17 protein-coding genes are annotated in these 17906 nt (G+C 39.5%); 12 read left to right on the plus strand and 5 right to left on the minus strand.

Annotation, left to right across the window (positions count from 1 at the left end; translation table 11 throughout):
• Positions 1–40 precede the first annotated feature (40 nt).
• The 3 genes from CJF29_RS03140 to CJF29_RS03150 all read left to right on the plus strand — a co-directional run bounded on the left by CJF29_RS03140 (position 41) and on the right by CJF29_RS03150 (position 4185).
• On the plus strand, positions 41–1798 hold the full coding sequence (locus CJF29_RS03140) for an Mfa1 family fimbria major subunit (RefSeq protein WP_099147596.1): 1758 nt from the start codon (positions 41–43) through the stop codon (positions 1796–1798).
• A 106-nt stretch (positions 1799–1904) separates the two neighbouring features.
• Positions 1905–2903 (plus strand): FimB/Mfa2 family fimbrial subunit, encoded by a 999-nt coding sequence (locus tag CJF29_RS03145; protein ID WP_099147597.1) that lies wholly within the window; start codon positions 1905–1907, stop codon positions 2901–2903.
• Positions 2904–2925: 22 nt separating this feature from the next.
• Positions 2926–4185, plus strand: coding sequence for a hypothetical protein (locus CJF29_RS03150; RefSeq protein WP_255299455.1), 1260 nt, complete (start codon positions 2926–2928; stop codon positions 4183–4185).
• Here CJF29_RS03150 and CJF29_RS03155 read toward each other — a convergent pair.
• The gene (locus tag CJF29_RS03155; RefSeq protein ID WP_004310694.1) at positions 4178–5152 is read right to left on the minus strand and encodes an IS982 family transposase; all 975 of its coding nucleotides are present in this window, start codon (positions 5150–5152) and stop codon (positions 4178–4180) included. The genes CJF29_RS03150 and CJF29_RS03155 overlap by 8 nt on opposite strands.
• A gap of 149 nt (positions 5153–5301) precedes the next feature.
• Between CJF29_RS03155 and CJF29_RS03160 the strand changes: the two genes are divergently transcribed.
• The 8 genes from CJF29_RS03160 (at position 5302) to CJF29_RS03195 (ending at position 12894) form a co-directional block, all read left to right on the plus strand.
• On the plus strand, positions 5302–5940 hold the full coding sequence (locus tag CJF29_RS03160; protein WP_255299386.1) for a hypothetical protein: 639 nt from the start codon (positions 5302–5304) through the stop codon (positions 5938–5940).
• Positions 5941–5945: 5 nt separating this feature from the next.
• Positions 5946–7577, plus strand: a complete 1632-nt coding sequence (locus CJF29_RS03165) for a fimbrial protein (RefSeq protein WP_176553146.1) — start codon at positions 5946–5948, stop codon at positions 7575–7577.
• 35 nt (positions 7578–7612) lie between these two features.
• Positions 7613–7939 carry a hypothetical protein gene (locus CJF29_RS03170; RefSeq protein WP_229077587.1) on the plus strand — a complete coding sequence of 109 codons (327 nt, stop codon included), beginning with the start codon at positions 7613–7615 and terminating at the stop codon, positions 7937–7939.
• A 142-nt stretch (positions 7940–8081) separates the two neighbouring features.
• A complete protein-coding gene (locus CJF29_RS03175; protein ID WP_099146851.1) occupies positions 8082–8900 on the plus strand; it encodes a DUF5106 domain-containing protein in 819 nt (272 codons plus the stop codon).
• 383 nt (positions 8901–9283) lie between these two features.
• Positions 9284–9802: an HU family DNA-binding protein gene (locus CJF29_RS03180; RefSeq protein WP_008774561.1), complete on the plus strand. Its 519-nt coding sequence runs from the start codon at positions 9284–9286 to the stop codon at positions 9800–9802.
• Between the two features lie 85 nt (positions 9803–9887).
• A complete protein-coding gene (locus CJF29_RS03185) occupies positions 9888–10238 on the plus strand; it encodes a hypothetical protein (protein WP_032856058.1) in 351 nt (116 codons plus the stop codon).
• Positions 10239–10268: 30 nt separating this feature from the next.
• Positions 10269–11189, plus strand: coding sequence for an N-acetylmuramoyl-L-alanine amidase (locus tag CJF29_RS03190; RefSeq protein ID WP_008774559.1), 921 nt, complete (start codon positions 10269–10271; stop codon positions 11187–11189).
• Positions 11190–11337: 148 nt separating this feature from the next.
• A complete protein-coding gene (locus CJF29_RS03195) occupies positions 11338–12894 on the plus strand; it encodes an ATP-binding protein (protein ID WP_008774557.1) in 1557 nt (518 codons plus the stop codon).
• 91 nt (positions 12895–12985) lie between these two features.
• Here CJF29_RS03195 and CJF29_RS03200 read toward each other — a convergent pair whose 3' ends face one another.
• The gene (locus CJF29_RS03200; RefSeq protein ID WP_008774556.1) at positions 12986–13282 is read right to left on the minus strand and encodes a DUF1905 domain-containing protein; all 297 of its coding nucleotides are present in this window, start codon (positions 13280–13282) and stop codon (positions 12986–12988) included.
• Positions 13283–13369: 87 nt separating this feature from the next.
• Entirely contained in the window at positions 13370–15433 is a 2064-nt protein-coding gene (locus CJF29_RS03205; RefSeq protein WP_008774555.1) for a HelD family protein, read from the minus strand.
• 137 nt (positions 15434–15570) lie between these two features.
• Here CJF29_RS03205 and CJF29_RS03210 point away from each other — a divergent pair, with 137 nt between their 5' ends.
• Positions 15571–16155 carry a hypothetical protein gene (locus tag CJF29_RS03210; protein WP_004296144.1) on the plus strand — a complete coding sequence of 195 codons (585 nt, stop codon included), beginning with the start codon at positions 15571–15573 and terminating at the stop codon, positions 16153–16155.
• Between the two features lie 37 nt (positions 16156–16192).
• Here CJF29_RS03210 and CJF29_RS03215 read toward each other — a convergent pair whose 3' ends face one another.
• Positions 16193–16966, minus strand: coding sequence for a LuxR C-terminal-related transcriptional regulator (locus CJF29_RS03215; RefSeq protein WP_074558586.1), 774 nt, complete (start codon positions 16964–16966; stop codon positions 16193–16195).
• 47 nt (positions 16967–17013) lie between these two features.
• On the minus strand, positions 17014–17676 hold the full coding sequence (gene ung, locus CJF29_RS03220) for a uracil-DNA glycosylase (protein WP_004310617.1): 663 nt from the start codon (positions 17674–17676) through the stop codon (positions 17014–17016).
• Positions 17677–17906 lie beyond the last annotated feature (230 nt).

The raw sequence follows: 17906 nt of genomic DNA on the forward strand, positions 1-17906 counted from the left end.
TCAATATATAATAATTTATTTTTTAATCATAAAACGAAAAATGAGAAAGAATTATTTTCTAATCGGAGTATTTGCGCTGGCAACAATAACGTTTGCTGCTTGTAGCAGTGAGGGCAAGCTAGGCGAAGAAAGAAGCGATGACAATGGTAATACCGAAGTCATAGAGGGAGAACCTACTTGGGCGAAGTTTACATTTAAACTGGGCAAAGATGGTGTTGTAGCACGTGCAACGGGTGACACACATGAAGGTACTACTACAGAAAAAAACATCAAAAATCTGCGGGCTTATATCTTCAATGAATCCGGTAGCTTTGAAGCAAAGACAGATAATGCTACTGTAGATGAACATGGCACGGAGCACACTGCTGTATTGAAACTAACTTCCGGTAAAAAGAAAGTGTATGTAGTAGCTAATATGCAGGACGACTGGATTACGTCTACCACTACAACTACTCAATTTGAAGCTGTTACTTTGACACATTGTACGAAAGCAGGGCGTATTGCCCATACCAAAGGTGTAGAAACGGCAGTTGCTGTATCGCGTGTCGGTAATTTTGATAAAATATCCGGTAATGGGAATGCGGCGACCAATGGTTTCCTGATGGCAAACGTATTGAAGGCAACCGAATACACATTATATCCCGGGATTTCTGCTGAGGATTGCTCGAAACCGGCGTATGATAGTTCGGCGGAAATGAAGAAAAACAATCATTTGGAGGTGTTCATATCCCGTGCTGCTGCTAAGTTGCAGGCTACTTATGCAAATGCGGATGCTTTGATATTGAAAGATAGTGAAAGTAATACATTAGGCAAATTACTTACTCCGACTTTTACGGTTCGTAATCTTCCGGTTCAGAGCTATATATTTCTGCATAATCATGTTGATGGTTTCCTTACGCCGTTTTATACAATGACTAATACTAGCTCTACATTTGCAGATTTCGCTAAATATTATGACGAGGTGAATGAGCCTAATTTGGATTTGAAAGCAAGTGCTGACGGGGAAGCTATAGAGTCTATATATTTGCCGGAGAACTCCAATCAGACACCGGTAAGGGGAAATACTACTTATGTGTTGGTGAAAGGTGTATTTGCTCCGGCGGCTAATGTGATGATTAATGCTGTTGAAGTGAAAAATGATGGTAGCAATCTTAGTATCGAAAATAAATTAGACGGAACTGATTATACTACAGGAGGAAAAGATGTACCGCCATATTTTATTGTCCCGGAATGGGAAAATCAGATTTATACGGCTCCTGCAGACTTTAGTGGAAACTTGGCAAACTATGGCTTGGGCATGATTTTAAAGACTTATTTGAATAAAGCCGGAAAACAGAAATGGTTAAATGCAGTAGACGAGGGAAGTGCTGTAGACGAAGGTGATATAGAAAATTCTGTAAGTGTATATTATGGAAGCTCATTCTCTACTTCTGAAGGTATTTATTCAGTTGTTACCATCAAGAAATATTCGCATCCCAAGAATGCACTACCGGGCTATAAGGAAAGTATTGAAGGAACAATACGTATTTTCCAGTACACCGGAGGTACCTGTTACTATCGTGTGAATGTTGAAGATAATATGGATGGAAAGACGGAAGCCAACAACCTGTTCTATTCGGTAATGCGCAACCGTTTTTACAATGTAAATATCTCAAAAATTACTTCAATCGGTTATCCTGATGATGAAGATGTTACCGTGGACCCGACAGATCCCATCAACCAGAAAACGTACATGCAGGCACATATCACAGTGGAACCATGGACGAAAGTTGAACAGGATGCAGAACTGGGAATGTAATTGCTATTAGTTTGCCGGTTCATTAAAAATAGATTTTAACGGATTCTTTTGCCGGGGCATTGTCCCCGGCAAAAGAATCTAAAATCCCTCTCAATAACAATTTAACATGCATAGTACATTTTACCGGAAAAGAAGGATGGTGGCATATATATCAATGCTATTATGGCTTATTACAGGATGCGTTAATGAAGATTTTTCCGATTGTCCGCAAGGAAGTTTCCAGGTGGCTTTCGAATATGTTCATCACACGGACAATACTTGTCCCGATCGCTTCAACATTGACGTACAGCAAATAGACTTGTATGTATTTGATGCAGCCGGATGTTTTCTGAAATGTATAACTCGTAAAGGAACGCCTTTCCCGAAAGATTTTCGGGTTGACCCGGAACTTTCTGCCGGTAGCTATACGTTGGTGGCATGGGGAAACTTGACTGATGAAGTGACTTTACAACCGGTCTTTATTGCCGGACAAACTACGCTTGAGCAAGCGTTATTATCACTCAACGCAACAGAAGAACGTAGCGTGAACTATAGACTGACTCCTGTTTTTCATGCTATGAAACAAGTAGAAGTAAACGATGTGAAGGAACACACTGAAGTTCTTTCACTTATAAAGAATGAGAATCATTTGCATCTGAATGTGAAGTGGTTTGAAAAAAGCGGAATACCATGTATTCACCGCTGTGCGGATGGTGTGCGTGTCCGTGTGGTTGACCCTAAAGGGGCGACTTATAAATTTGATAATTCTGTAGTTGCTTCGGGCAATGAATTGACATATTATCCATATCAGGGCACAAATAATGATGCATGGAATCAATTTGCAGGTGTTTTTTCTTTGATGCGTTTGGTGGAAGGGGAAAAATTGACGCTACTGATAGAACGTTTAATGCAGGACGGCACAGCCAAAGAACTCTACCGTTCTGACTTAGTCGAACTTATCCGGATGCATCCATATACCCGCATCCAGTCGGAACTTGACCGGCAAGATGTGTATGAAGTAGAAATATCGCTTATAGATGATCTGGACGGTGACACGGATACTTATATGCAAACGGCTGTTACCGTATCAGGGTGGACAATCATATTGCAGGATACGGAAATGTGATACTTTATAATTAAACGAGAGAATGAGACTGAAATTAGTTTATATATATAGCTTCGTTGTGACATTATTATATCTGCTTACTGCTTGTACTGACGGAATAGAAGCATCTTCCGATAGTAATGGCCAGGGGGAAGGCAAGGAAATTCCTGTCAGTATCATGCCGAAACTTGTTGCAGGGGATGAAAATGAGGTATCACAATTGCGTGTTATCATTTTCTCGACACGTACTTCCAATCCTTACGGCCCTAAAGTTTTAGTCAGCAATCAATTGATAGATGTAAATGAAGATTATGTTGCCATTACCTATATAGGATACAATGATATTTATGTGATAGGAAATGAACCGGTAGATCTTTCGGGAATCAATAGCCCTGAAGAATTGAAAAATATTCAGATGAATACGGAAAGCAGCCTGAGTGCTTCAAAATTTGTATTTTTCCGGCAGTTGCTCAATGTGAATGTACGGAGTAAAAATGAGATATATCCGGAAGGGGCATCCGCTTCTGTTTCAAAACTGGAGATAAAGTTGCAACGAGTGATTGCCAAGTTAAGTGTGAAGTTTGACCTTAGTACGGAGATTTGTGAAAATGGAAACCCTACAGGTGAATTCGTTAATCTTGAGTCTATGGAGTTACTTCGTATTCCAAAGTATAGTTATCTGGCTTCCTGTAAATACAGGATAGAAGAGGGGTTTCTAGATAACCGCGTTTTTTCACTAGAAAATAGCAGTGCAGAACAGAATCATTTCACATGGTCATCCGGTGATATATATTTGCCGGAATATCTGCCGATGGATGAGATTTACAGAATGGTATTGCGCATTAAAGGGACATCAAGAGGAATCACCCGTATATATACTTTGCCGATTGGTGATGCGATGAATTCAATTGATTCACATTCTACAGAATGGAATATAACCCGCAACAGGCATTATAGTTTGAATATTAAAGCGATTACCGGTTATGGGGAGGAGTCCCTTGAAGTGAAATCCAACGTTTCCGGATGGTCGGAAGTCAATGTTCCGATTGAAATAACGGGAGCTAGTTTTCTTGCAGTCAACAAAAAGACGGTCGAAGTAAAGTCTTTACGCTTTTACTCGTATGTGCGTTTTGCTTGTAACGCTCCGGTTGAAGTGAAACTTCCCGATGAGGTGACAATCGGTAATCAACTGCAGATGACAGTAGAATATGATGACGCGACAAAGAAAAGCGGTCGCGTCGGGTTCAGACGTGGAAATTGGAATACTGGTAATGATATTATACCCGTTGGCGGAATTAAATAAGCGCATATTTAAGTCTGCCAATAGGTTTGTTGTTAATGTGGTTTATATATTGAAGGATTGTAAATGCACTTATTTTCCCGAGTATTCTGGTAAACAATCCTACTGTATCTTTAGCATAATTTCTCACTATCATGAACTGATCGCATAGTTGTGAGAAATCCGTTTCGATTCTTTTCCTGGCTTTAGCAAATGGGATGAATGTAGGACTCCAGTCCTTTTGGTTCAGTCTATATGGAACTTCAAGTCTTATATTTGCAGTCTCAAACAAATCCAGTTGCACATTCTTACTAATATATCCTCTATCTCCGAAAATGCTGCAGTCATGATATTCATATCTGATATTTTTAAGATAATTGATATCGTGAACACTTGCTTTTGTCAGGTCAAAGGAATGGATAACTCCACTTAAACCGCAAATAGCGTGTAATTTATATCCATAGTAATAATTCTTCTGAGAGGCACAATATCCGAATGATGGAGCTTTACTATAATCGTTTCTGCCCATTTTACAACGTTTCCCTCTAGCTACCCGGCATACCTCTATAGGTTTTGAATCAATACAGAAATATTCTTCACCACCATCTATCTTCTCAGCTATTCTTTTACGGATAGTGTCGCATAAGGTTGATGTAGTTTTACGCCTGTCATTATACTGGCGTCTTGAAATCAGATTGGGCATTTTATCCTTATACTCAGAAAGTCTAATGAAAAGATTACTTTCACTATCTATACCCATGGCTTCGGATGTAAGGTTCAAAGCTATAACTTCTATATCTGAAAACTTGGGAACAACACCTGGACGAGGAATATTTCCCTTCTCATTTATGAGGTTATCGCCAAATTGCTTGCAAATCTTAAGAATTTTACTGAATATTGTATATAAGTTGTGCATATATTGATGATATATTAAAGGTTTGACCATCTCTAATATACTATAAATCAATAATATGCACAACTTTTTAAACATCAATATATTATCTTTTTAATTCCGCCAACGGGTATATTATATATGTAACTACATTAAAATCGGGTACCGCATCTGTTGAACTTAATCTGCAACTTTATAGATCTGAAACAATTCGTGTCGGAAATAACCTTGTTACTTGGGCTGAAGCCATGGGATATTGGGAAGAGGCTAACTGGATACGTACGGGTATTTATAATGATGAGTTTTATAAAAGAGCCACCCGGGAAACTGGATGTAGAGCATATTATCCTGAAGGAGTAAATGAGGATGATGCAACAAGAGGGAAAGGATGCTGGAGATTAGCTACCATACGTGAAAATTGGGCGATTAATTCTGCTGAAGCATGGTGCATAGAGGAACATGATACAAATGGCAGAAAGGCATATGTAAGTTACGGATCGGGAAATCTCATAGACGATTATAAAGAGAATAAAAAATATCGCTATAACTGTACACTTGATGTTCGTCCTCCTGAACTTTCAGATTTTATAGTCTCAAGTTCAGATGTAACGAATGTCACGAAGGAAAATGCGTCCTCTATATGTGCAAATTTAGGCAGTGGATGGAGATTGCCTACAGGAAAAGAAATGAATTATGTTTTCCTGAATGCCGGAACCAACGGGCTTCCCAATAATTTCTTTTCGGACAGTTATTGGGGAAAGAATGAGGATGGTACTTTCATTGTAGCAACAATGAGCGATCCGGACGGAAGTGCCACGACGGATGAATTGCGAAATGGGAGACATACGGTGCGTTGTGTGAAATTACGTTATCCCCCTGTTGGATAAGAAAAATGATAGATATGATAGTAAAAAAGAAATATATTCAATTAGTCCTGTTTGTATTGCTTTTCTCTTTGGGGGCTTGCAATAGTGATGAAATGTCGGATATTAACGATACAACAGAAGTACAGGAGCAAATGGTTTTGAAACTAAGTGTGCAACAAGAGTCTGTTGTGTATACGCGGGGAACAGGTACCCCTGCCGATGAAGCAAAGGTTGAAAGTATGGATTTTCTGATATTCAATCATGACGGAAAAATTGTTTATCATCAGCATCCTGTATTGGAATGGACTGGAAATGAATATAAGACGACAGTAAACATTCCTTCGGCGACAGGAGAGCATACATTGTATCTGATAGCTAATTATCCGATGGAAGCAGGGACAATACATACTTTACAGGACTTGGAAAGCAGGATATGCACAAGTACGAAAGCACTTGTAAAACCACCCTTTGTAATGGCTACCAGGCGCATAACTCTTTCATCACTCAACATGATAGCTATTCGTAATGCGATGGAAAGTGACGGTAGCAATGGTTTCAGTTTAAAACGGAATGTTGCGAAATTCAGTGTGGGAGTGGCAGACAACAATTTTGAATTGATTTCAATAAATTGGTTGGGTTGTCTTGTGTCAGCCTCTGTATTGGCAGACGTGGATTATACCAGTCCGTCCACTTTGTCCGTCAGTAGCCTTGCTCCTTCGTCAAATCCTATTTATCTGTATCAGATTCGGAAAATGGGTTTGGATGCGCATAAAGGATTTCACATCGTTGTACATGGAAAATATACGGCAGCGGATGGGACAGAAAAGGAAGGATACTATAAACTCCGTCTATGTATAATAGATGATGCTACAGGAGAAAAAGTTCCGTTGACTTCAATTGTAGGCAATGATTACTATAAACTGAATATCCGGAGTGTTACGGGATTTGGCGCTAATTCATTCGAGAATGCAGAAAAGAATGGATTTACTAATGATATGGAAGCATTCATGTTATTAGAGTATAATGGTACACATGATTATCAAGAGAATTATTTGCAGAATGGTTATCAGATGGGATTTGAAAATTCCCGTTGGATTATATACAGTAATGAAACCTTGAATTCTTTTGTGTTAGGTCATTTCTACCGGTGCATCCGGGATGAATCATTGGAAGGTTACACCATGTTTGATCCGGATTATCCTAATCTTCAGCGTGGATTGATAACGGTGAAAGCAAATGGGACAGAAATAACGGGGGAAACAGTTTGTAATGATACTCCTGATAATCCCGTCGAGATGGACTTGTGTTTCACGGAATCGAGTGAAGTTGCAGGTACGGAATACTCTTTTACGAGTATTATCCAATATGGTGTTCTACAAAAAACGGTAACTGTTGAACGTCATTCCTCTATCGGTCGGTCATATACAGTGCTTCCTATGTTATATACGAATTACGGGGAAGTGTTCGATTCATGTGATTGGATCGGGATAGCTGAACAACGGCACGAAGGTGCTATTACTTATCCGCAGTTAGACTCTGCTAATGATTACATTTTTGTCCATGTAAAGGAAAATGGCACAGGCAATGCACGTGAAGGAAAGGTGCGTCTGTTTGGTAGGAATGGATATTTTGAACTTCGGATACGTCAGGAAGGATAATTCAAATAGTGTTAAGAGTGAAAGGAGATATGAGGATGAATATATTAAACGATATTTTGGAAAAAGAAGGTGATAATCGAGGCTCTGTTTATTTGTATTGTCTAGAGGATTCATGGAAAGCATTCGGATATTCTGCTTTTTATCTGTCTTTACTTTATCCGGGGATGAAAATCGTGAAATATGATAATCCGGATATTATATGCTTTTTTGTGTGTATATCGGATGACTGTCTGATGGAAATATTCGAGATGAGCCGGATATATGTCGGGAATGAATGTATAGAGATGAAAGTGCCGGAAAGGATTTGCGGTGGAGAAAACGAGTATGTCAAATGGTGTAATGAATTGTGCTTGAACTTGTAGAATTATGAATAAACGAAGATTAAGATTATTACACCTTTTAAGATTGGTAATCCATCAGAAATATATAAGACTTCTTTATATTACTTTAGGCGTGTTTTTACTTTTATGTACTTGTTCTGCCAATTCTGGTGAATCAAATGCTATGGCAAAGCAACAAAAAGACAGCATACTGATAGAGCGCTTTTGGGATACGTATGATTTTACAGATACTATCCGGTTAAGCAGCTCTGCCACTACAGAAAGGATGTTGGTGGATTATCTTTCTCAATTGTCGGAACTGACAGAGGAAAGGGCTTGTGAAAATATCAGGAGATTGGTGTTGAAGACTAAAGTTAATAAGGTGGTAAACCGTTGGTTTCTACAACGGTTGGAGCATCATCTATATGAACCTGATTCGTCACTACGGAATGATAGTTATTATATTTCAGTATTGGAGGAAGCATTAACATCCGGACATTTAGATGGAATGATGCGTATACGTCCTTTGTATCAATTGAAAATGCTTAAAAAGAACCGGATAGGGATAAAAGCTGCTGATTTTACTTTCATTCTTTCTACGGGAGAACTTCAGAATTTATGGGATATTTCCGCTAAATATACATTATTACTGTTTTATGATCCGGACTGTATTTATTGTCGGCAATCAATGATGGAACTGTCTGAATCATCGATAATAAATTCCTTCTTGCAACATAGTGGATTATCCCTATCGCAACTTGCTCTTGTTACGATTTGTATGGAAGGTGAAATAGATATGTGGAAAGAATATCAGCAGTCTCTTCCTTCTGTGTGGATAAACGGTTATGATGTCAGGAAGGTGTTGACTGAAAAAGAACTATATTTCTTACGTTCTCTTCCCTCGATATATTTGTTGGGAGAGGACAAGCAAGTATTATTGAAAGAACCCTCTTCTATAAGTGAAGTTACCAGTTATTTATTAAATAAGTATGATGATATATAATAGTGGCATAAGAAAAATGGAATCATGACTTTTCCGCTGCCTGTGAAGGTAGCCTATTGTTTGTTTTGTTTGTGTGTGCATCTTTTTCCCGGTGGGGAAGAAGGTGCACTTTTTTATTATGATATTTATTAGTTTGAATATATTTGTTTATTTATTATTCTCCCCCAGGTATTGATTTTGTCGCTTTTTTCTGCTTTTCGTCGTTTTCTTGTCGTTTATTTAGTTCCTCTATGTCAGTTGTATATGTCTGAAATGCTTTTTAGTACTTTTCTGATGAGGTTATTAGGTGTCGTTTCATCTCCGTGGAAGATGCTGCATCTTTGCATCGTTAACGTTAGCGAAGTGATAATTAAAACAGTATTTATTTAAAAAAGAAAAGTAGTATGGCTATTAGATTTAGAAGGGTGTCTCGCCTGTGTGACCCTACAAATAAAGAAGCAGGAAAGAAAGTGTATCCGGTGATTTCTTATCAGTATGATACGAGTGCAACGTTGGATGAGTTTGCCAAGGAAATTGCGTCTGTTTCCGGTGTCAGCGAGGGTGAAACGATTAGTGTATTGAAGGATTTCCGTACGTTATTGAGAAAGACATTGCTGGGTGGCCGTTCGGTGAATATCGCCGGTCTGGGATATTTTTACCTTTCCGCTCAAAGCAAAGGGACGGAGAAGGCGGAAGATTTTACGATCGCTAATATTTCAGGGCTTCGTATCTGTTTTCGTGCTAACTCGGACATTCGTCTGTTTACCGGGACGACTACCCGTTCGGATGGATTGAAGTTCAAGGATTTGGATCATATTAATGATTCGGGTAGTGTTGGTGACGGTTCGGATGATGGGGGTGAAACTCCGGATCCGGATGGTGGTTCGGGTGGTAATAGTGAAGCACCGGATCCGGCTGCGTGATTCATGAGCCGTTGAGAACTGTCTGGTTTGTATGGAATGGGGCTTCGGCCTCATTCTTTCTTTATAACTACGTAAAAATATAAATATGCAAATAACTACAATCCTTGCTTTTTTTACCGCTATGGGTGGTTTGGAAGCTGTGAAATGGTTAGTGAGGTATATCACTTGCCGTAAGACGGATGCACGGAAAGAGGAAGCGTCCGTGAACAGTATGGAAGAAGAAAATCGCCGTAAAAAGGTGGACTGGCTGGAAGAACGGCTGACTCAACGTGACGAGAAGATAGACGGGCTTTATATTGAACTTCGCAAGGAGCAGGAAGAGAAGATTGACTGGATACATAAATGTCATGAAGTGGAGTTGATACAGAAGGAGTCGGAAGTGAAGAAGTGTGAGATTAGAGGGTGCGTGAAGCGTATGCCACCTTCGGATTATTAACTGGTGCGTTTGAACTAATAATGAATTATCATGAGAAATATAGATTCTATCATAGTACATTGTTCGGCTACGAAAGCCGGGCAGGATTTTACTGCCACAGATATTGACCGTTGGCACCGGGAACGTGGGTTCAATGGTATCGGGTATCACTATGTGATCCGTTTGGATGGGAAATTGGAAAAGGGGCGTGATGTCGCTTTGGCCGGTGCTCATTGTAAAGGTTGGAATGAGCAGAGTATCGGGATATGTTATATCGGCGGATTGGATGAGAACGGGCGTCCGGCAGATACCCGAACGAATGCTCAAAAACGGGTGCTTTATCAGATTATTATGGATTTGCAGCGGGAATATAATATTCTCCAAGTGTTGGGACATCGGGATACTTCACCGGATTTGAATGGTGACGGAGTGATTGAACCTTATGAATATGTGAAGGCTTGTCCCTGTTTTGATGTGAAGGAGTTTTTGAGGAGTGGGAGGGAGTTACTGTTTGTATTGTTGGTGGCTTTGGTTGTGCCTGTATTGCTGTCGGGATGTAGGAGTAAGAAAGAGGTGATAAACAGGGAGAGTGAAGTTAGGGTTGATTCAAGTTTAAATAGTAGCTCCGGGAAAAGTCTTGTTAAAAATAAGGTTGCTTCAGAAAAGGATTCGGAGGTGGTGGGGGAGCATATCGAGCAGGTGTTGTTTGTATTTCCTGTGGATACGCTTAGATTGAAGGCTGGGATGGTGGTGAAGACTGTGGTGGATAGGAAAAATGTTAATGAGAAACAACTGCTTCAAGAAGTAGATTTACAGTCTGTGAGCTTGTCGGATATGAGTGCTAAGACAGAGATTCATAAAACGGGAGTTGAGAAAACTACTAATAGGACAACCGGAGGTTGGTATTGGTATGGAATTATTTTGCTGGTTTTAGTTATCGTGTGTTGGATTTGCAAAGTGAAGAGGAAGTGAGATGTTGTTTGTCTGGTACAAAGTTAGTTTTGATGAAAAATGGAGTCATGGTAGTGCTGTCTGTGAAACTGTGTACTTTTTTGTGGAGTTTGTATGTGTATTCCCATGGAAATGCGTATCTTTGAATAATCAAAATAGAGGAAAAATCATGGACGGGATATTACGTAAACTTCCTATTGGAATACAGACTTTTGAGAAACTTCGTGAAGGAGATTATCTTTATGTGGATAAGACTGCTCTTGTATGGAGAATTGCTTCAACGGAGACTCCTTATTTTTTAAGTCGTCCTCGTCGTTTTGGCAAGAGTCTTCTTCTTTCTACTTTTGAAGCTTATTTCGAAGGTAAGAAAGAATTATTTGAAGGGTTGGCCATAGCTGATATGGAAAAGGAATGGAAGACATATCCGCTATTTCATTTGGATTTAAACGCGGAAAAATATGATTCTCCCCAGGCTTTAGTCGAAATTCTTAGCAGGCAGTTGACGCAATGGGAACTGAAATATGGCAAAGGGGAGGATGAGGAAACTCTCTCCGGACGTTTTGCGGGTGTAATTCGCCGAGCCTGTGAACAGTCTGGTCGTGGAGTCGTAGTCTTGGTGGATGAATATGATAAACCTTTGTTGCAGGCATTGGGTGATGACGCTTTGCTTGATGACTATCGTAAGACATTGAAGGCCTTCTATGGTGTACTGAAAAGTTCTGACCGTTATCTTCGTTTTGTTTTCCTTACCGGTGTGACTAAGTTTGCGCAAGTCAGTGTGTTCAGTGATTTGAATCAACTGAATGATATCAGTATGAAGCCGCAGTATGCCACGATTTGTGGTATTACACGACAAGAATTGGAGGATACTTTTATTCCTGAACTGAATCGATTGGCAGAAACAAATGAACTGACTTATGAAGAAACATTAAATAAGATGACGGCTTTATATGACGGTTATCATTTTTGTGAGTTTGCGGAAGGAGTATTCAATCCATTCAGTGTGCTTAACGTTTTTGACGGGTATAAGTTTAGTAACTATTGGTTCCAAACCGGTACTCCTACTTTTTTAGTCGAACTGCTTAAAAAGAGTGAGTATGATTTGCGTACGTTGATTGATGGGGTAGAAGCCAATGCTTCTTCGTTTATGGAATATAGGGTAGATGCTAATAATCCGATTCCGTTGATTTATCAGAGTGGCTATTTGACTATAAAGGGGTATGACAAGCGTTTTGGAAACTACCTGCTGAAATTTCCCAATGATGAAGTACGATATGGATTTATGGATTTTTTGGTTCCTTATTACACATCAGTGGTAGATGATGAACGGGGCTTTTATCTAGGTAAATTTGTACGTGAATTGGAGAGTGGTGATGTTGACGCTTTTCTTACCCGCTTACAAGCTTTCTTCGCAGATTTCCCTTATGAACTGAACGAAAAGACCGAACGTCATTATCAAGTTGTATTTTACTTAGTATTCAAATTGATGGGACAATTTACCGGAGCAGAGGTTCTTAGTGCCCGCGGACGGGCGGATGCAGTGGTGAAAACTCCGAAGTATATTTATGTATTTGAATTTAAACTGAATGGTACTGCCGAACAGGCTTTGCAGCAGATTGATGAAAAAGGCTATCTGATACCTTATCAGGTAGACGGGCGTGAGTTGGTTAAAGTTGGAGTGGAGTTCAGTGCAGAAAAAAGGAATATAGACCGGTGGCTGTATTAGCTCGATAACCATGTTGTTAAAGGAGTTACGGAGCCGTTTGAGATTGTTCAAGCGGCTCTTGTTTTGCGGGTAGTTCTTCTTATCGTTTGTTTTAAATCCAAATCATAATCTCTATTTCTTTATCAGTTGTGATCTTTTCCTTTTTTCTGATTTCCGCTTTGAGAGGAAGTAAATAAGTATCAAGTTTGGTGTCAAACCAGATTGCGGTTTCCCATTGGGTATTGCCTGTTTTGGCCGTCATCTTCAACCGTCCCCAGCCTTCCTCTAAGAATCCGAGATTCTCTCTTATTTCTTTGGACATCTCTTTCGGCAGGCAGGCTATGTGCCAACCGCCCGTTCCAACAGTTGATGAGTAGTTCCATACTTTTGCGGTAAACTCGTATTTCATTCCTTTATTTTCCATTGTACAAAAATAGGTAATAATAGGAGATTGGTTGTTCTTTTTCTCTCAATTAATTTTCGATGTTATATTCTATTACAGGAACCGACAACTGGGTGAAGAAACAGAATAAGTCAAAGTTAACTTGTGCATAGCCCTTGTGGTTGCCACATAAAGCATACTTTTATCAATATTGGAATGATAGTTCTTATCATCTGTTTGCGGAATGATTACTTCGTCAAATTCCAGTCCTTTCGCCATATGGGCGGAAGTGATGATAATCCCTTTTACATAAGCAGAACTTTGATTGGACAAAAGTGAGATGTCGTTTGCATATATCTGGAGCTTTTGAACAAGTTCTTTTGCTTGGGATTCTGTTTTGCAGATAATCCCTAATGAGGTATAATGGGAGTTCCTGAAGGAGTTTACTAAATCCGCAATACCTTGGATCTCTTCTTCTGTATTTTTGAATGGAAGAATCTTGGGGTGTTCCCCATGTCTCATAATCGGTTCTAATTCATTGTTCGGTTGAATTTTTTGTGCAAAACTGGTGATCTCAAAAGTAGAACGATAGCTTTTGCAAAGTTTCATTATTTCTCCTGTTGCAAATGCTTTCTGAATCATATCGGCAGTGGAAGAACCATAAGGATTGACGGATTGGGAAGTGTCTCCAAGAATTGTTTTTCGACACGGATAAAGTTTTTGAATCACTTTGTATTGTATGGGAGAATAGTCTTGCATTTCGTCTATCAGAAGGTGTTTGACGTAAGATTGGGCGTTATTCCCATTTAATGCGATATGCAGATAAGCCAAAGGGGCTAAGTCCGCATACTCTAGTATGCGGTTTTTGCGTGTCTTGAACATCTCCGGTTTTCCGATCCACTCAAAAAAGTCTTTATAGATTTGGAGAGCGTTATTTCCCGCGAACATCTTTTTTATCTCTTTCTTTAGTTGGTTTTTCTCCGGAGTGCTAACTGTGAGATTATATTGTAGTTGCATCATTTCCAGGATGTAATCTGTCATAGTCTCAAATCGTTGACGTATGGGATAGCGGTGGAATCGTTTGAATTGTTCGTTAATAAATTCGGCAGGAATGGTGATGTATTTGGTGAGTTTTATGTCTGTTGCTTTGAAATAGTTGTTTTCCATGTAAAGGATGAATTTGTCAAGTAGTGATATAAACTCGAAGGAGGCTTTGTATTGTATCCGTTCGATAAAGTCGGGTGTCGGGTTTTCTAATAGTTCCGTCACCTGTTCGAAGAAATTCTGGTGTTTATATTTGTTGTCAATTACGTCCGACAGAATTTGCCCCATGCTGGTTTCGGGAACGGTCTCTTCGCCAAGTTCCGGAAGTACATTAGAAATGTAATCGGCAAATACTTTATTGGGGGAGATGATTAATATGTCTTTGGAAGAAATCTGTCCTTTCTGTGCATAAAGCAGGTAGGCAATACGATGGAGGGCGATAGAGGTTTTTCCTGAACCGGCAACACCTTGTATAATAAGTACAGAAGCGTTTTCATTACGGATGATCTGATTCTGTTCCCTCTGAATTGTCGTGACGATATTTTTCATTTTATTGTCGGCATTGGAACATAGTTCTTTTTGCAGAATATCGTCATGAACAGTTACGGAACTTTCAATCATGTACTCCATTTTTCCTTTGCGAATACGATATTGGCGTTTGAGTGAGATCGTCCCGTTAATTTTGCCTGCCGGAGAGGAGTAGAACGCCTCGCCTAATTCATGATCGTAGAACATGCTTGAAATAGGAGCTCGCCAATCGTAAATCAGATTCTTTTTTTGATTGAGGTCATAGAAAGTATGTATTCCTATATAGATCGGACTAACTTGGCTTTTGTCTTTCTTTTCCTGAAAGTCGATTCGTCCGAAATAGGGGATATCCAGTATTTTGCTTAGTCGCCTGCGTTTGTCAATTACATTTTCACCTAATGCAAAATGATTTAATATGCTTTCGCGCATGGAACGGATTTCGTGGGGATCGATATCTTTGTTCGACCATAGATAATCCTTGTACTCCTGCAGGGTGTCTATATGCTCTTTGACGGAAGTACTGGTAGTGTTAATCGTATCATGGATAGTGGTTATGACTTGCTGTAAATACTCTTTTTCCTGTTTCTCTGTTTGATTGAATATCATAATCTCTTTTTAGTTGTATGATGAAGAATTGAAATTGCAGGCAAAGTTAGCTCAACCCATTAAGGGATTAAATAGTTATTTATAGCTATATATGTATCCTTTTTCCTATTTTTGCATACTTACTTAATAAGGAAAAGATGAATATTCTTGAATTGGCAAAACGTAACCAGCAGAAAGCTTGGGAGATTATAGAGGATACCCGTATTGTTCGGATATGGGAGGGGATTGGTGCCAAAGTGAATCTGGTAGGTTCGTTGCGTACAGGATTATTGATGAAACATCGGGATATTGATTTTCATATTTATACTTCTCCTTTGGATTTGTCTGCCAGCTTTCGGGCGATGGCTGAATTGGCGGAAAATACGTCCGTAAAGAAGATTGAATATACGAATTTATTACATACAGCAGAAGCGTGTATAGAGTGGCATGCATGGTATCAGGATATGGAGGGAGAACTTTGGCAAATGGATATGATTCATATCCAAGAAGGCTCTCGTTATGATGGCTACTTTGAAAGGGTGGCCGAACGCATTTCTGCGGTATTGACAGATGAAATGAGACTGGCTATCCTGAAATTGAAATACGAAACGCCTGATACGGAAAAAATTATGGGAGTGGAGTATTATCAAGCTGTGATTCAGGATGGTGTACGTAGTTATCCGGAATTTGAGGAATGGAGAAGATTGCACCCGGTGGTGGGTGTGGTGGAATGGATGCCTTAGACAGACTGGTAGCTTCAGGAAAAGGTGTATGGGTTAATTAACTTAGTAGTCCGGTTTCCTGTCCCAAACGAATGGCTTCGATAGAATTTTGCACACCTAATTTGCGTAACAGGTTCTGCCGGTGAATATTGACAGTGTGAATACTGATACATAGCTTGTCTGCAATCTCTTTACTTAACAACCCTTTTTGAATAAGCCGTAATATCTCTATTTCCCGATTAGTGAGGTTGAGCGAAGAAGGCATTAGCAAAGAGGAAGGAGAGAAGAATTCCCCGTTTTTCAGATTTAGGACAGTGCAGTCTACTGTTTCGGAATGTTTTTGGTCGGGTGAAATATCCATATTGCCTATTACGAGCCATGCTTTGCCGTTACGGTCTTGTTCCAAAACTTGATGTCGGCTAGTGACGCGTATATATTGCTGCTTGGCATTGAGTATACGGAAACTGTAAATGTTGGAATAGTCGTTTCGCTGTTCGAGAGGCAGACTGTAAATGAACTGGCTTAACGTGACCTGTAATGCTGCCAGTTGCGCACGGTCGTCCGGATGAATACGTGATTCTAAATAATCTCCCTGCTTTTCCAAAGTTTCTATCTTGTGACTGTCATACCCCAGTAAATCAACGAAATTCGAGGATGCATACGTGTAATTGCATTTGTAAACATCGACAACAAATGTGCAGTTGTGACAGATTTTTGAAAGTTGGTGAAGTATGGATTTATTCCGTTCCCACACGGCGTAATCAATATCGGTAGCAGACAAGCATTGCTTGGCCCACATTTCTTCTCGGGTGATATCGTTTGATTTATTCATGGCGAATGTTTCTGGGTACTGATAGTTTGTTTTGAGAAATCATTTATTTACCAATCAATTTCTTCTATTCCCTTGCTATGCAAGAAAGCATTGGCTTTACTGAAGTGTTTACAACCGAAGAAACCATATTCGGCAGAGCGGGGAGAGGGATGAACAGTGGTTAGTACCAGATGTTTGTTGGTATCTATCAAAGATCGTTTCTCTTTCGCATAACTTCCCCAAAGCATAAATATCAAATTCTCCCGTTTTTCACTTAGTTTCCTGATAACTGCGTCTGTGAAGATTTCCCAACCCATATTTCGATGAGAACCGGTTTCGTGCGCACGTACAGTAAGAACAGAGTTTAGCGGGAATACACCTTGAGCTACCCAACGATCCAAATTACCAGAAGTTGGAATTGGCTTTCCCAAATCTTGGTGTATTTCTTTGAAGATGTTGCTTAGTGAACCTGGGATAGCTACTCCATCAGGCACAGAAAAACAGACTCCATAATATTGTCCGGGATTGGGATAGGGGTCTTGTCCAAGGATAACTACTTTTACCTTTTCGAAGGGACAGGAATTGAATATATGAAAAATCTGATGTCCGAGAGGGAGGACGTGTGCCCGTTTGTATTCATCTTTGACGAATGTAACCAACTTTTCGAAGTATGGTTTGTCAAATTCTTCTTGTAATTGTTGTTTCCAACTTGGTTCTATTCTGACATCCATAAAGTGGGACTTGATAATTTATGTAATGGCAAAAGTAGATATATTACAAGAGAATATCAAGAATGATAGGCAAAATTGTGTATCTCGCCGATTTAGGATGAATTGTGTGCTAATAAATGATAATTATCGTCTTTCTTCCGAAAAAGAACGGGTATAAATGTATTATTCTGATTTATTGTGTTACCTTTGTACCAAGAGTTTGAGTTACGAATCATTATCGTATAGTTCTT

Source organism: Bacteroides celer (assembly GCF_002632415.2).
GTDB lineage: Bacteria > Bacteroidota > Bacteroidia > Bacteroidales > Bacteroidaceae > Bacteroides.

Coding starts and splice junctions, on each gene's coding strand:
- CJF29_RS03140 (WP_099147596.1), top strand. CDS start 41: ATGAGAAAGAATTATTTTCTAATCGGAGTATTTGCGCTGGCAACAATA.
- CJF29_RS03145 (WP_099147597.1), top strand. CDS start 1,905: ATGCATAGTACATTTTACCGGAAAAGAAGGATGGTGGCATATATATCA.
- CJF29_RS03150 (WP_255299455.1), top strand. CDS start 2,926: ATGAGACTGAAATTAGTTTATATATATAGCTTCGTTGTGACATTATTA.
- CJF29_RS03155 (WP_004310694.1), bottom strand. CDS start 5,152: ATGTTTAAAAAGTTGTGCATATTATTGATTTATAGTATATTAGAGATG.
- CJF29_RS03160 (WP_255299386.1), top strand. CDS start 5,302: ATGGGATATTGGGAAGAGGCTAACTGGATACGTACGGGTATTTATAAT.
- CJF29_RS03165 (WP_176553146.1), top strand. CDS start 5,946: ATGATAGATATGATAGTAAAAAAGAAATATATTCAATTAGTCCTGTTT.
- CJF29_RS03170 (WP_229077587.1), top strand. CDS start 7,613: ATGAATATATTAAACGATATTTTGGAAAAAGAAGGTGATAATCGAGGC.
- CJF29_RS03175 (WP_099146851.1), top strand. CDS start 8,082: ATGGCAAAGCAACAAAAAGACAGCATACTGATAGAGCGCTTTTGGGAT.
- CJF29_RS03180 (WP_008774561.1), top strand. CDS start 9,284: ATGGCTATTAGATTTAGAAGGGTGTCTCGCCTGTGTGACCCTACAAAT.
- CJF29_RS03185 (WP_032856058.1), top strand. CDS start 9,888: ATGCAAATAACTACAATCCTTGCTTTTTTTACCGCTATGGGTGGTTTG.
- CJF29_RS03190 (WP_008774559.1), top strand. CDS start 10,269: ATGAGAAATATAGATTCTATCATAGTACATTGTTCGGCTACGAAAGCC.
- CJF29_RS03195 (WP_008774557.1), top strand. CDS start 11,338: ATGGACGGGATATTACGTAAACTTCCTATTGGAATACAGACTTTTGAG.
- CJF29_RS03200 (WP_008774556.1), bottom strand. CDS start 13,282: ATGAAATACGAGTTTACCGCAAAAGTATGGAACTACTCATCAACTGTT.
- CJF29_RS03205 (WP_008774555.1), bottom strand. CDS start 15,433: ATGATATTCAATCAAACAGAGAAACAGGAAAAAGAGTATTTACAGCAA.
- CJF29_RS03210 (WP_004296144.1), top strand. CDS start 15,571: ATGAATATTCTTGAATTGGCAAAACGTAACCAGCAGAAAGCTTGGGAG.
- CJF29_RS03215 (WP_074558586.1), bottom strand. CDS start 16,966: ATGAATAAATCAAACGATATCACCCGAGAAGAAATGTGGGCCAAGCAA.
- ung (WP_004310617.1), bottom strand. CDS start 17,676: ATGGATGTCAGAATAGAACCAAGTTGGAAACAACAATTACAAGAAGAA.